The organism is Limimaricola sp. G21655-S1 (assembly GCF_027213785.1).
Classification (GTDB): Bacteria; Pseudomonadota; Alphaproteobacteria; order Rhodobacterales; family Rhodobacteraceae; genus Limimaricola.
This window is the reverse complement of sequence record NZ_JAPWGO010000008.1, coordinates 168,890-183,253: the sequence shown is the minus strand read 5'-3', so window position 1 is coordinate 183,253 and position 14,364 is coordinate 168,890. Positions and strand designations below refer to the sequence as shown.

Sequence of the window (14,364 nt, the reverse complement as noted above, 5' to 3'; positions counted from 1 at the left end):
TTCCTTCGTCGCCGCAGGCAGTTGGTCGAAATGCGGAAAGCCGAAAAGGTGCGTCGCCACAGCGCCGGCCAGCCAGCAATCCTGCGCGAGATCGAGACGATGATCGCGCTGCTCGACCGCCGCATTGTCATCATGGATCGCAAGATTGCGGCTCTGATCGGAGACAGCCCCGAACTTACCGAGCATGCGGAGTTGCTTCGCGCCGTGCCTGGGATTGGACCGACGGTGCTGGCAACGCTTCTCGGCGAACTGCCCGAACTCGGCACGCTCTGTCGGCGTCGGATCGCCTCTCTCGCCGGGCTCGCTCCACATGCCCGCGAGAGCGGCACATGGCGCGGCACACGACGTATATGGGGAGGACGACGCAAAGTCCGCGAGGCTCTCTACATCGCGGCCTTGAGCGCGTCCCGCCGCGTGCCGCTCTTGATTGCCATGCGAGATCGAATGAAGGCTGCCGGCAAAGCCCCCAAAACAGTTCTCATTGCCGTTGCCCGTCAGCTCCTCGTCATCCTCAACGCCATGATCCGAAACAAACAGCCCATTCGCCTCTAAGAAACGACACAGTTGCCCCCAAGCGGGAGACAACTTTGATGTGCAGGCCGAAGCCGAGCTCGTCTCCCGGGTGGCGGACCTGCAATGCCGCCTCGAACCTCTGATGCGGTTGATCGATGGCGAGGTGGAGGTCTGCGCTGCGAGCGACGGTTGCACCGCCCCAGGCGAGGCCTAATCCTCGCGGCATCGGCACGCGCTGTGAGTTGATGATTTTTCTATCAGTCTCGATTGGAGCCTTCCGCTCTGCTCGCGTGCGCGTAAGGTCAGCCCTCGCGCCTGCGCGGCATGCACCGCCTGGGCGGTGGTACGGGCAGCCAGGCTGGCCCAAGCGGGTATTATCCGCGCCTTCAGGGCGCTTTCGCTGATCCCGATACGGGCCGCCGCGCGGGCATGAGGCTTGCCGCGGCCATGAGCGTGAGCGCTTCGAACTGCATTTGTGTGACCTGAACCTGCGCACAGGGTTCAGCATGGAGCATGCAGGGCGCGTGATGCGCATGCCGCAGCGCTTCAGCAGTGAAGAGGCGATCCGCAGTCGACGAAAGGAGATCAAAGTCTGGACCATCGAAAAGCGCCGCGCGTTGCATCGCCAGACTGCGGCATGAACCAAAGCCCGAACAAGCCAGACCCTCCGCTCAACATCAGGCCACCCTGTCCCAAATCATCTGACGACGGACATTCTGCGAGTTCCCGGCCAGTGGACTGGAGGCTTGGTTGAACTGCGACTTCCTAAGCGTTCGCTGCGGCACGCCTGTACGGGATTTGTACCGATCACGAACCGTATCGGGGACGTGAGCCGTTGCTCAGAGGCGCTACAATGCTCAGCGCTGACTGCAATGGTCTTATTCTACATGGGAAAATGGCGCACCCGTCAGGATTCGAACCTGAGGCCTCTGCCTTCGGAGGGCAGCGCTCTATCCAGCTGAGCTACGGGTGCCGATGCGGGATCGATAGGGGAAAGCGGGAGCGGGCGCAACGGCTTTTCGCACCCGCCCCCGCGTCAAGCGATGCTCAGGCGAAGAGCTCGTGGCACAGCTCCAGCGCCTCGACCAGGCGGTCGATCTCGGCTTCGGTGTTGTAGAGGCCGAAGGAGGCGCGGCAGGTGGCGCCGAGGCCAAGATGTGCCATCAGCGGCATCGCGCAATGGGTGCCGGCACGCACCGCGATGCCCTTCTTGTCCAGAACGGTCGAGATGTCATGCGCATGCGCGCCGCCCTCGATGGTCAGCGAGAAGATCGCGCCCTTCCCGGCCGATTTGCCTTGGATGTCGAGCCAGTTCAGCCCCTTGAACCGGCCGATCGCATGATCGCGCAGGCGCCGCTCATGCGCGGCGATGTTCTCCATCCCAACGCCCATCATCCAGTCCAGGGCCACCCCCATGCCGATGGTCGAGACGATCGAGGGCGTGCCGGCCTCGAACTTCATCGGCGGCACGTTGTAGGTGACCGTGTCGCGCGTGACCTGATCGATCATGTCGCCGCCGCCCATGAAGGGGCGCATCTCGGCCATGCGCTCGCGCCGAACATAGATCGCGCCAGAGCCCGAGGGGCCATAGAGCTTGTGACCGGTGATCGCATAGAAATCGCAGCCGATCTCCTGCACGTCGACCGGCATGTGCACCGCCGCCTGGCTGCCGTCGACCAGCACCGGGACGTCCTTCGCGCGCGCGCCGTCGCAGATCGCCTTCACGTCGACCACCGTGCCCAGCACATTGGACATGTGGGTGATGGCGACGAGCTTCGTCTTAGGCCCGATCGCGTCGATCACCGCCTGCGGGTCGAGGTCGCCATTGGCATCCACGTCCACCCACTTGATCACCACGCCCTGCCGCTCGCGCAGGAAGTGCCACGGCACGATGTTGGCGTGATGCTCCATGATCGACAGCACGATCTCGTCGCCGGGCTCCATGCGCGGCATCGCCCAGCCATGGGCGACCATGTTGATGCCCTCGGTGGTGCCGGTGTTGAGGATGATCTCATCCTGGCTCGCCGCACCGAGAAACTTGCGCACCACGTCGCGGGTGCCCTCGTATCTCTCGGTCGAGATGGTCGAAAGCATGTGCAGCCCACGATGCACGTTGGAGTATTCATGCGCATAGCCGCGGGTGATCGCGTCGATCACCACCTGCGGCTTCTGCGCCGAGGCGCCGTTATCGAGATAGACCAGCGGCACGCCGTTGATCTCGCGCGAGAGGATCGGGAACTGGGCCCTGATCTCTTCGACATCATACATTGGTCAGTCCTCCCTGGGCGGTCAGCCCGGTGAGCGCCAGCAGCAGCGCGAGCGCCGTGCCGATGGCGATGAAGGCAAGGAACAGCGCCACCGTGGCGCGGCCGACGCTCCGAAAACCGTGCAGCACCTGAACGAAACGCGCGAGGCACCAGAACAGCCAGACCAGCCCGGCCAGCCCGACCAGACCCGCAAGCGGCGGCAGCACTAGGATCAGCACGCCCTGCACCAGCCGCAACGCCATGGCCAGCACCTCGAGCCAGACCACGAGCGCCAGGGCGGGTCCGAAACTCCCGACCCCGCCCAGCAACCGGCCCGTAGCGGTCACGCCGCCGGCGAGCAACACCAGAGACGCGCCGAGAAGCCCGGCATAGCCGAAGGGCGACAGGCCGAACGCGCCCTCGGCGTCCATCGGCATCACCGGCATCGCGCCCTGGATGAGAGCGGTCACCACGACGCTGACACAGGTGACGAGCACCAAGGCCTGCCAGGTGGCGGTCGAACCGGGAAACCCGCGCAGGAGCCGCGCCGCGGCCTCGGCCGGGGCGCGCAGGCTCAGCCGCAAAAGATCCGTCAGATAGCTCCACATGGTCTCAGCCCCGCCCCGTGACGGCGGCGCGCAGACCCTGCGCCCAGAACCAGAAAAAGGCGGCGATCCAGATCGCGCCCACGAGTTGCGCGGCCGGGCCGAACCCGTTCAGGCCGGTCTGCAGCCCGTAGAGGAGCCCAGCCGGGGTTGCCGCGAGAAAGGCCCAGAACAGCGCCAGCCGCGCCGAGAAGGCGGAGATCCCGCGCCCCGCGAACCGCAGGGCGAGAAAGCTCAGCCCCGCGATGGCGTAGAACATCAGTGGCCAGAAGAAGATCCAGGCCACAAGCTCGTAGGCGACGAGCTTCGACAGCTCGTCGCCGGTCTCATGTGCCACCCGCGCCAGACGCGGCCATTGCGCCACGAAGATCAGCCCGCAGCCCGCCATCAGGAAGGCGATAGCCCGATCCTCGCGCCGCCCCTGGTCGAGCAGGTCGGCCACGACCCGGCGCGGGTGGCGCCAGGTCCTCAGGATGTCCGAGGACACCGCCATCTCAGCGGCGCCGCTCGAGCCAGCCCGCGAGCTGCGTGCGCAGCGTCTCGGCCAGATCCTCGTCCTCGATCTCGGCCAGCGCCTCGGCGACGAAGGCCAGAACCAGCAGGTCCTGCGCCTTGTCCTCGGGGATACCGCGCGACTTCAGGTAGAACAGCGCCGTTTCGTCGATCGCACCCGAGGTCGAGCCGTGGCTGCACTGCACGTCGTCGGCATAGATCTCCAGTTCCGGCTTGGCGAGGAAGTTGGCGTCCTCGTCCAGCAGCAGCGACTGGCTGATCTGGTAGCCATCGGTCTTCTGCGCGTCCGGCTGCACGAGGATCTTGCCCTGGAACACGCCGGTGGCGCCGTTCCGAAGCACCTTCTTGAACACCTGACGGCTTTCGCAGTTCACCGCGTCATGGGTGATGAACACGGTATCGTCGTGGTGGAAATCGCGCCCGTCGCCAAGCGCGGCCCCGGCCACATGCGCCACCGCGTCGTCGCCCTTCAGCGTGATGATCACCTCGTTGCGGGTCATCATGCCATTGAGCGATAGCGTGAAGCTCTTGAAGGTGCTCTCTTCGCCCAACCGCGCGAAGACATGGGTGGCGGCGCGACGCTCGTGGTCGCGGCCCTGCATCCGCACATGGCGGAACACGCCGCGATCGGCGATGTCCACTTCCATGCCGGTGTTAAGCCGCGAGGCCCCGACACCGCTTTCCAGAAGCGTCAGTTCGGCTCCGTCCTCGACACGCACCATGTGCCGCAGCACCGCCTCGGCCGTATCGTCCGAACGGCGATACTCGACATGCACGGGCTTCGACACCTTGCCGGTGGCGCGCAGCACCACGCCGTCCTCGGCGAAGGCGGTGTTGAACGTGGCGAAGGGCCGATCGACGCGATCCTGGCCAGCCGTCTCAAGAACGCCCAGCAAACCCTTGATCCAATGGATGTCCTTGGTCACGGCATCGGCAAAGCGCTCGATCTCCAGACCTTCTTGCGACAGCGCGTCGGAAGCGTCGGCGTCGAACACGCCATCGGTGAAGACCACACGAAGGACGTCCGTGTCATCGAAGCCCGGCGCGTCGAGCGCGATCTCGGCGCGCGGCGTCTCGGGTTTCAGGAACTCCGCCGGGTTGGTGAAGCGCCAGTATTCGTCGCGACGCTGGGGCAGCCCCATGCCGGTCAGGCGGTCCAGCGCATCCTGCCGCGCTGCGCGCGCCCAGCCCGCGCCGCCCTCGGGGATCTGCATCCCCGACAGGCGCGCCTCGGTGGCGTCGGATTTCGCTTGTGCGAGCGCCATTACTGCACCTCGTCCATCAGGTCGGCATAGCCGTTCTTCTCGACCTCGAGCGCCAGCTCGGGACCGCCCGACTTGACGATGCGACCGTTCGCCATGATGTGGACGACATCCGGCGTGATGTGGTCGAGCAGACGCTGGTAGTGGGTGATCACGAGGAAGCTGCGGCCCTCGTTGCGCAGCGCGTTGACGCCGTCGGAGACGAGTTTCATCGCGTCGACGTCGAGGCCCGAGTCGGTCTCGTCGAGGATACACATCTTCGGCTCGAGAACCGCCATCTGCAGGATCTCGTTGCGCTTCTTCTCACCGCCAGAAAAGCCGACATTGACGGGACGCTTCAGCATTTCGGCGTCGATCTTCAGGTCCTTGGCCTTCTCGCGCACGATCTTGAGGAACTCGGCCGCCGAGGCCTCCTCCTCGCCGCGCGCCTTGCGCTGCGCGTTGTAGGCGGTGCGCAGGAAGGTCATGTTGCCGACACCCGGAATCTCGACCGGGTACTGGAACGCGAGGAAGAGACCGGCGGCGGCGCGCTCCTCGGGCTCCATGTCGAGGAGGTCGATGCCTTCCAGCTCGGCCGAGCCTTCGGTCACTTCATAGCCATCGCGGCCCGACAGCACGTAGGACAGCGTCGACTTGCCCGAGCCGTTCGGCCCCATGATCGCGTGCACCTGACCCGCACCGACCTCGAGGTCGACGCCCTTCAGGATCTGCTTGTCCTCTTCTTCAAGTTTGACCTTCAGGTCTTTGATCTTCAGCATTTATTTCTCCTTCCGCATCACTTCCTGCGGGTGAATGTCTCAAGGATCCAGGTCAGGTCGTCCGCCGGGATCGGTGTGGGGTCGAGGGCGAACTCGGCCATCCGGCCATGCATCGCCACCGGGGCGCCGTAACGTTCGACCTCGTGATAGATCGGTCGCTCGGCATAATCGTCGAAGAACAGCCGCACCGGACGGGTGATCCGGAACAGCGTGGTCAGGAAACAGGCCGCGCGGAACCGCCCGTCGACCAGCACCACGTCGGGATGGACGAAATCGTCGCGATCCCAGACCGTGGTCGGGTAGCGGTGGAACCGCCGCCAGGTCGCGGCCTCGTCCGCCGGCTGGCCCCACTTGCCCGTGGGGCCGATATCGCCGTGATGCAGATGCACCGTGGCCTCCGGCGGGCTGGCCTCGAACCAGCGGCTCAGCTCCGCGATATAGGCGCGGTCGCTCTCGACGGCGAAGACGGTCCGTCCCGGCAGCAGCGCCGCCATCGCGGTCGAGCCGCCCGAGCCGTATTCGAGGATCGTGGTCGCACCCTCATAGGCCGCGCCAAGGGCGCGGGCCTCCGCCTCCGGAAAGGCGAAGTCCGGGGGCGCGACCAGATCCATCAGCCGACCGAGCCTTCCAGCGAGATCGCGACGAGGCTCTGCGCTTCCATGGCGAATTCCATCGGCAGCGCCTGCAGCACCTCCTTGCAGAAGCCGTTGACCACGAGGGCCACCGCCTCCTCCTCGTCCATGCCGCGCTGGCGGCAGTAGAACAGCTGCTCGTCATCGACCTTCGAGGTGGTCGCCTCGTGCTCGACGCGGGACGAGTTGTTCTTGACCTCGATATAGGGGACGGTGTGCGCCCCGCACTTGTCGCCGATCAGAAGGCTGTCGCACTGGGTGTAGTTGCGGCTTTCCTTGGCCTTGGGGTGCATCGAGACGAGGCCGCGATAGGTGTTCTGCGCCTGACCGGCCGAGATGCCCTTGGAGACGATGCGCGACTTGGTGCGCTTGCCCAGATGGACCATCTTGGTGCCGGTATCGGCCTGCTGGTGGTTGTTGGCGATGGCGATCGAGTAGAATTCGCCCTGGCTGTCGTCGCCGCGCAGGATGCAGGACGGGTACTTCCAGGTCACGGCGGAGCCGGTTTCCACCTGCGTCCACATCACCTTGGCCCGGTCGCCACGGCAATCGGCACGCTTGGTGACGAAGTTGTAGATGCCGCCCTTGCCGTCCTCGTCGCCAGGATACCAGTTCTGCACCGTGGAGTATTTCACCTCGGCGTCTTCTTCGACGATGATCTCCACCACGGCCGCGTGCAGCTGCGCGGTGTCGCGCTTGGGCGCGGTGCAGCCTTCGAGGTAGGACACGTAGGAGCCCTTGTCGGCGATGATCAGCGTCCGCTCGAACTGGCCGGTGTTTTCGGCATTGATACGGAAATAGGTCGAGAGCTCCATCGGGCAGCGCACGCCCGGCGGCACGTAGACGAAGGAGCCGTCCGAGAACACGGCCGAGTTCAGCGTCGCGTAGAAGTTGTCGGACTGCGGCACGACGGTGCCGAGATACTTCTTCACCAGCTCGGGATGCTCGCGGATCGCCTCGGAGATCGAGCAGAAGATCACGCCCGCCTTTTCCAGCTCCTTCTGGAAGGTCGTGCCGACCGAGACGCTGTCGAACACCGCGTCGACGGCGACCTTGCGCTCGCCATCGGCGGGGGCCGCGTTCTCGGCGCCCTCGACGCCGGCGAGGATCATCTGCTCCTTCAGCGGGATGCCGAGCTTCTTGTAGGTCTCGAGCAGCTTGGGATCGACCTCGTCGAGCGATTTAGGCTTCACCTCCATGCTCTTGGGGCGCGCGTAATAGAAGATGTCCTGGAAATCGATCTTGGGGTAGTTGACCATCGCCCAGTTCGGCTCGTCGAGCTTTTCCCAGCGCGCGAAGGCCTGCAGACGCCATTCGGTCATCCACTCGGGCTCTTCGTTCTTCTCCGAGATCAGCCGCACGATGTCGGGATTCACGCCCTTTGGGGCGTAATCCATCTCGATCTCGGTGTTCCAGCCGTGCTTGTAGGTGCCCGAGAGCTTGGCCACGGCATCGACGGTCTCCTGGTCGACGCCTTCCTTGGCTTCCTTGGTCATGTCCTGCTCGAGGATCGCCATGACGGTCTCCTTTTCCATCTCACGCCGCGCGGGCGCGCATTTTCCTGTAGGCCGAGCTCCAGGCCTCCGCGAAACGCGAAACCTCATCCTCGGTCGTTTCCACTCCGAGCGAGACGCGGATCGCCGATCCTGCCAGCTCGCTGTCGTATCCCATTGCGGTGAGCACCCGGCTGGCGCGCACCTTGCCGCTCGAACAGGCCGATCCGGCGGAGATCGCGATCCCGGCGAGGTCCATCGCCATCACCTGGGTCTCGCCCTTCCAGCCCCGGGCCGCGAAGCAGCTCGTATTGGGCAGACGCGCGGCGCCTCTGCCCGCAAAGATAAGATCGGGCGCGGCGTTTTCCACCGCCCCTTCCAACTTGTCGCGCAGGGTTGAAACCCTGTCCCAGACACCGGTTTCGAGATCGCGCTGCGCGGCCCTGGCCGCTGCCGCCATGCCGGCGATGCCGATCACGTTCTCGGTGCCGGCGCGGCGGCCCATCTCCTGCCCGCCGCCCCTGATCCGCGCCGCCAGATCGGTGCCGCGCCTGAGGATCAGCACGCCGATCCCCTTAGGCCCACCGAACTTGTGAGCCGAAAGGATCGCCATGTCGAGCCCCGACCAGTCGAAGGCGAAGGGGACGCGGCCGAAGCCCTGCGTGGTGTCCGACAAGGCGAGGCCCCGGGGCAGATCCTGCAGCACGCCGGTCTCGGAATTGGCAAGCTGCAGCACCGCGCGGCCGGGCTCGGCCACCTCGACACGGCCCTGCCGGTCCACCGGCAGCGCGTCCGAGACCCATGCCGCGACGGCATCATGCTCGACCGCCGCACCGTCGAGATCGCGCCCCTCGAGCGCCAGAGCCGCCGCCTCGGTGGCGCCGGAAACGAAGACGATATCGGCCGCGGCGGCGCCCGCCGCCTCGGCGATCTCGGCGCGGGCGCGCTCGACGATCGCCTTCGCGGCGCGGCCCTCGGCATGCACCGAGGACGGGTTGCCGGTGACCTCCATCGCCGCGAGCATCGCCTCGCGCGCCTCCGCCCGCAGCGGCGCGGTGGCGTTGTGATCGAGATAGATCCGGCTCATCCGTCCACCACCTGAAACAGGTTCGGCACGGCGGGACAGGGCGCGAGACCGTTGCAGGTCACGTCCGAAAGCCGGGTCTGGTGCAGGAACACGTAGACATGCGCCGACAGCCCCTCCCACAACCGGTTGGTCAGGGATTGGGCGCGGCTGCCAGAGGCGCCGCCGGAGGCGCCCGCGCCCTTGTGCATGGCACTCACCGTCTCGTCGACCGCGGCGAGGATCTCGACCACACGGATCTCGGAAGACGGCCGCGCCAGACGATAGCCGCCACCCGGCCCGCGCACCGACTCGACCAGACCGTCGCGCCGCAGCTTGACGAAAAGCTGCTCGAGATAGGGGAGCGAGATGTCCTGACGCTTGGAGATCTCTCCGAGCGTGATCAGCGTGCCCGCAGGCTGGAGAGCCATGTCGGCCAGCGCCACCATGGCATAGCGCCCCTTGGTCGACAGCTTCATCGCGTACCGCTCCGTTCCGACACCCGCAGGGGCATTGCCACCCCCCGTCGGGGCATTCTCACCCTCTGGAAAGGGCATTCTCATTGACGCCGCTAGGGGGTCTGGTTAACTCCCAACAGCCGCTCCGACACAACCGCTTTCGGAGTTAGAACCGTTCTAAGGTGCCCGATGGTTTCTGTCAAGAAACTGTCACAGGCACCGCAGCCGCAAGGGACGTCCATGCCCGAAGTCATCTTCCCCGGCCCCGAGGGCCGGCTCGAAGGCCGCTACCACCCGCAGAAAGACCGCGATGCGCCGATCGCCATCGTGTTGCATCCGCATCCGCAGTTCGGCGGCACGATGAACAACCGGGTCGTGTACAACTTGCACTATGCCTTCTACGAGATGGGCTTCACGGTGCTGCGCTTCAATTTCCGTGGCGTCGGCCGCAGCCAGGGCGAATACGACCAGGGCGTGGGCGAACTCTCCGACGCCGCCTCGGCGCTCGACTACCTGCAGTCGATGAACAACAACGCCAAGCATTGCTGGGTCGCGGGCTTCTCCTTCGGTGCCTGGATCGGCATGCAGCTGCTGATGCGCCGCCCCGAGATCACCGGCTTCGTGTCGGTGGCGCCGCTGGCCAACATGTACGATTTCTCGTTCCTGGCGCCCTGCCCCTCCTCGGGGCTGATCATCAACGGCTCGGCAGACCGCGTGGCCCCGCCCGCCGACACGGTGGGCCTCGTCAACAAGCTGCACGACCAGAAGGGCATCACCATCACCCACGAGGTGATCGAGGGGGCCGGGCACTTCTTCGAGGACCCGCATATGGACACCCTCATCGGTTCGGTGAAGGGCTATGTCGGGCGGCGGCTGACCGAGAATACCCGCTGATGGGCATCACCGAGGATCTCGCCGACGCGCTGGCGCGCGACGCTATCGCCGCCGCCGAGAGGCTCGGCGACGACAAGGTGATTTCCGAGGTTTCCGACGAGCTGGGCGCCTCCTCCACCACGGTGCAGGAGGCGTTCCTGACGGCGGTGCGCGTGCGCCTCGCCGAACAGAGGGCGCGGCGACATCTCGACGAACGGCTGCGCCGCGGCCCCCGCGCATGAGCCGCCTCGACGCGCAGCTGGCCTTCCTCGCGGAGGCCGACCGGCTGAAATCGGTGCTGCGCGCCACCAGCCTGCACGACCGCTCGCGCCGCGAGAACTCGGCCGAGCACAGCTGGCACGTGATGCTGCACGCGCTGGTGCTGTCCGAGCACGCCGCGCGCCCCGTCGACGTGTCGCGGGTCATGACGATGCTGCTCCTGCATGATCTGGTCGAGATCGACGCGGGCGACGTGCCGATCCATGGCGACCACGACCCGGCACGGCAGGAAGCGCTCGAACAGACCGCGGCCGAGCGGATCTTCGGGCTTTTGCCCGAAGATCAGCGCGCCGAGATGCGCGCGATCTGGGAAGAGTTCGAAGCCGCCGAGACCGATGACGCGATCTTCGCGAAATCGATCGACCGGGTGCAGCCGGTGCTGTCGAACCTCGCCACCGATGGCGGCACATGGCCCGAATACAACGTCACGCCGGAACAGCTGGAAACACGCGTCGGCAGCAAGGTCACGCGTGGCGCGCCGGCAATCTGGACCGGGCTCAGATCCCGCATCGACGCCTGGTTCGACGGGCGCTGAACGCCTCCGTCCCGCCTTGAAAAACTCGAATTTCGCAGCCGTGCTCAGCCGCGTGGCGTCACGTCGCGCATCCCCGCCCCGGCCTCGCGCTCCAGATGCTCGCGCAGGATCGCCGCGTTGCGCAGGTTCGCCTTGAAGCCGAAATCGACGAGGTCGCCGATCACCGGGATCGAGCCCACCACGTAATCAACCCCGGTATTCACCGCCATCCGGCCGATCTTGCGCTTCGGCACGCCGAGCTGATGCGCGCGCCAGACCAGCCATGCCGAGGGCGCGAGCGAGATCGTGTCGCCGATGCCCGGGATCAGCCCGAGCAGGCTGTCATAGCCGAAGCGAAAGCCGAACAGCTTGAACCGCGCATCCATCAGATGCGCGAGACGGTCGAGCCGGGCCAGTTCCTCGGCGTGGCGGATCGCTCCGGTGGTATCCTTGGGCATGATCGGGCTCCTTTCGTCCCCCAACCCGCGAAACCGGGCGAAGTTCGACCGTATACGAGTGTATGCCGTCTTCCAAAGCGCCGCGAGACGCGTTATGCCCCGGCGCGAGACAGTCCAACAACCGCGGAGGCCCCCGTGACCAAGATCAAAGTCGAAAATCCGGTCGTCGAGCTCGACGGCGACGAGATGACCCGGATCATCTGGGACTTCATCAAGCAGAAGCTGATCCTGCCCTATCTCGACATCGACCTGAAATATTACGACCTCGGCATCGAGGCCCGGGACGAGACCGACGACCAGATCACGGTCGATGCCGCCGAGGCGATCAAGCAGTACGGCGTCGGCGTCAAATGCGCGACCATCACCCCCGACGAGGCCCGCGTCGAGGAGTTCGGCCTTAAGCGGATGTACCGCTCGCCCAACGGCACGATCCGCAACATCCTTGGCGGCGTGATCTTCCGCGAGCCGATCATCTGCCGCAACGTGCCGCGCCTCGTGCCGGGCTGGACCCAGCCGATCGTCGTCGGCCGTCACGCCTTCGGCGACCAGTATCGCGCCACCGACTTCCGCTTCCCCGGCAAGGGCAAGCTGACGATCAAGTTCGTCGGCGAGGATGGCGAGACCATCGAGCACGAGGTGTTCCAGGCGCCCGGCGCCGGCGTCACCATGGCGATGTACAACCTCGACGATTCGATCCGCGACTTCGCCCGCGCCTCGATGAACTACGGCCTCGCCCGCGGCTGGCCGGTCTACCTGTCGACCAAGAACACGATCCTCAAGGCCTATGACGGCCGTTTCAAGGACCTGTTCCAGGAGGTCTTCGACAACGAGTTCGCCGAGGAGTTCAAAAAGAAGGGCATCACCTACGAGCACCGCCTGATCGACGACATGGTCGCGGCGGCGATGAAGTGGTCGGGCGGCTATGTCTGGGCCTGCAAGAACTACGACGGCGACGTGCAGTCCGACACCGTGGCGCAGGGCTTCGGTAGCTTGGGCCTGATGACCTCGCAGCTGATGACCCCGGACGGCAAGATCGTCGAGGCCGAGGCGGCGCACGGCACTGTGACCCGTCACTTCCGCCAGCACCAGCGCGGCGAGCAGACCTCTACGAACTCGATCGCCTCGATCTACGCCTGGACCGGCGGTCTCAAGCACCGCGCCAAGCTCGACGGCAACGACCAGCTCCTGAACTTCGCGCAGACGCTCGAGAAGGTCACCGTGCAGGCGGTCGAGGACGGCCACATGACCAAGGACCTCGCGCTGCTGGTCGGCCCCGACCAGAAGTGGCTCACCACCATGGGCTTCCTCGAGAAGATCGACGAGTACCTCAACAAGTCGCTCGCCTGAGCGCGATGCGCCTGATGCGCAAGCTGAAATGGACTGCGGCGGCCCTTCTCGGGGCCGCCGTTCTCCTTCCCGTGGCCCAGGACCGGCTCGGCCCCGAACGTCTGCCCGTGGCCGATGACTGCATTTCGGCGGTGCGCACCAATCGCTGCGATGCCGATCTCGTGGTGCAGGCCGGCGACATGGCCACCGGGCGCCGGATCTGGCTGCCGCCGGGCCGGACCCTGCCGCGAGACGCCGAGCCGCCCTACCATGCCTGCGAGATCCCGACCCTGCCCGCGCAGCTGCCGCATCGCTTCATTCCCGGCGCCACGGTCTGGGGCTGCGAACTGCCGCCGCGCCTCAAGGGCGACTGAGCCCACTGGACAGGTCAGCATTCCTGCCCTAGATGGCGCGCATGCGCCGTGCCTCCACACCCACCCGCCACTCCGCCCTCGAAGACCTCCAGGGTCTCGGCATCGGCATCTTCGCCTGCTCGATCGGGCTGCATGTGCTGACCCAGGTGGGGCTCATCACCGGCCAGACTGCGGGCGTCGCGGTGATCATTTCCTATCTGACGAGCTGGTCCTTCGGCGCGGTGTTCTTCGTGATCAACCTGCCCTTCTACGCCCTCGCATGGTTCCGGCTCGGCCCCGAATTCACGCTGAAATCGATCGTCTCGGTGACGCTGTTGTCGCTCCTGACCGAGCTGCTTCCCGCGCATTTCGAGATCGTGCGGCTCGACACTTGGCTTGGCGCCATCATCTTCGGCACGCTGACCGGTCTCGGCCTATTGGGCGTGTTCCGCCACAATGGCAGCCTCGGCGGTCTGGGCATCGTGGCGCTGATCGTGCAGGACCGTTACGGCTTTCGGGCGGGCTACGTGCAGCTCGCGGCCGATGCGGCGATCTTCGCCACCGCGCTGGCGCTGTTTGACGCGGCGACGGTTCTGTGGTCGCTTCTGGGGGCCGTGATCCTCAACACCGTGATCGCCTTCAACCATCGCCGCGACCGTTACATCGCCACCTGAGGTGCCGCCCATGCCTTGGATCGTCCTGCTGTTCGCCATCGCCAGCGAAACCATCGCCACCACGGCGCTGCATGCCAGCCAGCAGTTCACCCGCATCGGCCCGGCCCTCGTGGCGGTGCTGGGTTACTGCCTGTCCTTCTACCTGCTGTCGCTGGCCCTGAAGGCGATCCCGGTGGGCATCGCCTACGCGATCTGGGCGGGGCTGGGCATCGTGCTGATCGCCGCGATCGGCTGGAGCCTGTTCGGCCAGAAGCTCGATGCGGCGGCGGTGATCGGCATGTCGCTGATCCTGTCGGGCATCGTCGTGATCAACGTATTTTCCGGCGCTAACCCGCATTGAGCGC

General features: G+C 65.9%; 19 protein-coding genes and 1 tRNA gene. 9 read left to right on the top strand and 11 right to left on the bottom strand.

Going from position 1 to position 14,364, the window contains the following annotated elements; translation table 11 throughout:
* On the top strand, positions 1-552 hold a 552-nt coding region (locus tag O4G76_RS10345), incomplete at its 5' end, for a transposase (RefSeq protein ID WP_269397256.1).
* Positions 553-1,019: 467 nt separating this feature from the next.
* A complete protein-coding gene (locus O4G76_RS10340) occupies positions 1,020-1,154 on the top strand; it encodes a hypothetical protein (protein ID WP_269397255.1) in 135 nt (44 codons plus the stop codon).
* A gap of 255 nt (positions 1,155-1,409) precedes the next feature.
* On the opposite strand, the gene O4G76_RS10335 is transcribed toward O4G76_RS10340, so the two are convergent.
* The 10 genes from O4G76_RS10335 to O4G76_RS10290 form a co-directional block, all read right to left on the bottom strand.
* Positions 1,410-1,486 (bottom strand) — tRNA-Arg (locus tag O4G76_RS10335).
* 74 nt (positions 1,487-1,560) lie between these two features.
* Complete coding sequence (locus tag O4G76_RS10330) at positions 1,561-2,781, bottom strand: cysteine desulfurase (RefSeq protein ID WP_269397254.1); 1,221 nt, start codon at positions 2,779-2,781, stop codon at positions 1,561-1,563.
* Positions 2,774-3,367, bottom strand: a complete 594-nt coding sequence (locus tag O4G76_RS10325) for a YIP1 family protein (RefSeq protein ID WP_269397253.1) — start codon at positions 3,365-3,367, stop codon at positions 2,774-2,776. The genes O4G76_RS10330 and O4G76_RS10325 overlap by 8 nt, the downstream gene beginning before the upstream one ends.
* Before the next feature lie 4 nt (positions 3,368-3,371).
* Positions 3,372-3,857 carry a hypothetical protein gene (locus O4G76_RS10320; protein ID WP_269397252.1) on the bottom strand — a complete coding sequence of 162 codons (486 nt, stop codon included), beginning with the start codon at positions 3,855-3,857 and terminating at the stop codon, positions 3,372-3,374.
* Position 3,858: 1 nt separating this feature from the next.
* Positions 3,859-5,142, bottom strand: a complete 1,284-nt coding sequence (gene sufD / locus O4G76_RS10315; protein ID WP_269397251.1) for a Fe-S cluster assembly protein SufD — start codon at positions 5,140-5,142, stop codon at positions 3,859-3,861.
* Positions 5,142-5,897: a Fe-S cluster assembly ATPase SufC gene (gene sufC, locus O4G76_RS10310; protein WP_269397250.1), complete on the bottom strand. Its 756-nt coding sequence runs from the start codon at positions 5,895-5,897 to the stop codon at positions 5,142-5,144. Before sufC ends, sufD begins: the two co-directional genes overlap by 1 nt.
* A 17-nt stretch (positions 5,898-5,914) precedes the next feature.
* Positions 5,915-6,508, bottom strand: coding sequence for a hypothetical protein (locus tag O4G76_RS10305; RefSeq protein WP_269397249.1), 594 nt, complete (start codon positions 6,506-6,508; stop codon positions 5,915-5,917).
* Positions 6,508-8,046: a Fe-S cluster assembly protein SufB gene (gene sufB, locus O4G76_RS10300; RefSeq protein ID WP_269397248.1), complete on the bottom strand. Its 1,539-nt coding sequence runs from the start codon at positions 8,044-8,046 to the stop codon at positions 6,508-6,510. Before sufB ends, O4G76_RS10305 begins: the two co-directional genes overlap by 1 nt.
* Positions 8,047-8,065: 19 nt before the next feature.
* Positions 8,066-9,109, bottom strand: a complete 1,044-nt coding sequence (locus tag O4G76_RS10295; RefSeq protein WP_269397247.1) for a cysteine desulfurase family protein — start codon at positions 9,107-9,109, stop codon at positions 8,066-8,068.
* Positions 9,106-9,564 carry an Rrf2 family transcriptional regulator gene (locus O4G76_RS10290; RefSeq protein WP_085897232.1) on the bottom strand — a complete coding sequence of 153 codons (459 nt, stop codon included), beginning with the start codon at positions 9,562-9,564 and terminating at the stop codon, positions 9,106-9,108. The genes O4G76_RS10295 and O4G76_RS10290 overlap by 4 nt, the downstream gene beginning before the upstream one ends.
* A 219-nt stretch (positions 9,565-9,783) precedes the next feature.
* Here O4G76_RS10290 and O4G76_RS10285 point away from each other — a divergent pair, with 219 nt between their 5' ends.
* From O4G76_RS10285 to O4G76_RS10275, 3 genes are read left to right on the top strand one after another with little or no spacing between them, the layout of a single operon-like run.
* Complete coding sequence (locus O4G76_RS10285; RefSeq protein WP_269397246.1) at positions 9,784-10,437, top strand: alpha/beta hydrolase; 654 nt, start codon at positions 9,784-9,786, stop codon at positions 10,435-10,437.
* Entirely contained in the window at positions 10,437-10,658 is a 222-nt protein-coding gene (locus O4G76_RS10280; protein WP_269397245.1) for a hypothetical protein, read from the top strand. Before O4G76_RS10285 ends, O4G76_RS10280 begins: the two co-directional genes overlap by 1 nt.
* On the top strand, positions 10,655-11,230 hold the full coding sequence (locus O4G76_RS10275) for an HD family hydrolase (protein ID WP_269397244.1): 576 nt from the start codon (positions 10,655-10,657) through the stop codon (positions 11,228-11,230). Before O4G76_RS10280 ends, O4G76_RS10275 begins: the two co-directional genes overlap by 4 nt.
* Positions 11,231-11,274: 44 nt before the next feature.
* Here O4G76_RS10275 and O4G76_RS10270 read toward each other — a convergent pair whose 3' ends face one another.
* Positions 11,275-11,667, bottom strand: a complete 393-nt coding sequence (locus O4G76_RS10270) for a DUF4112 domain-containing protein (RefSeq protein ID WP_269397243.1) — start codon at positions 11,665-11,667, stop codon at positions 11,275-11,277.
* A gap of 135 nt (positions 11,668-11,802) precedes the next feature.
* Between O4G76_RS10270 and O4G76_RS10265 the strand changes: the two genes are divergently transcribed.
* Genes O4G76_RS10265 through O4G76_RS10250 form a run of 4 tightly spaced genes read left to right on the top strand, consistent with a single transcriptional unit; the run spans position 11,803 to position 14,360 of the window.
* Positions 11,803-13,014, top strand: coding sequence for an NADP-dependent isocitrate dehydrogenase (locus O4G76_RS10265; RefSeq protein WP_269397242.1), 1,212 nt, complete (start codon positions 11,803-11,805; stop codon positions 13,012-13,014).
* 14 nt (positions 13,015-13,028) lie between these two features.
* Positions 13,029-13,367 (top strand): hypothetical protein, encoded by a 339-nt coding sequence (locus tag O4G76_RS10260; protein ID WP_269397241.1) that lies wholly within the window; start codon positions 13,029-13,031, stop codon positions 13,365-13,367.
* Positions 13,368-13,408: 41 nt separating this feature from the next.
* Positions 13,409-14,020, top strand: a complete 612-nt coding sequence (locus tag O4G76_RS10255) for a YitT family protein (protein WP_269397240.1) — start codon at positions 13,409-13,411, stop codon at positions 14,018-14,020.
* A 10-nt stretch (positions 14,021-14,030) separates the two neighbouring features.
* Positions 14,031-14,360, top strand: a complete 330-nt coding sequence (locus tag O4G76_RS10250) for a multidrug efflux SMR transporter (RefSeq protein WP_085897239.1) — start codon at positions 14,031-14,033, stop codon at positions 14,358-14,360.
* The last annotated feature ends 4 nt before the right edge of the window (positions 14,361-14,364 follow it).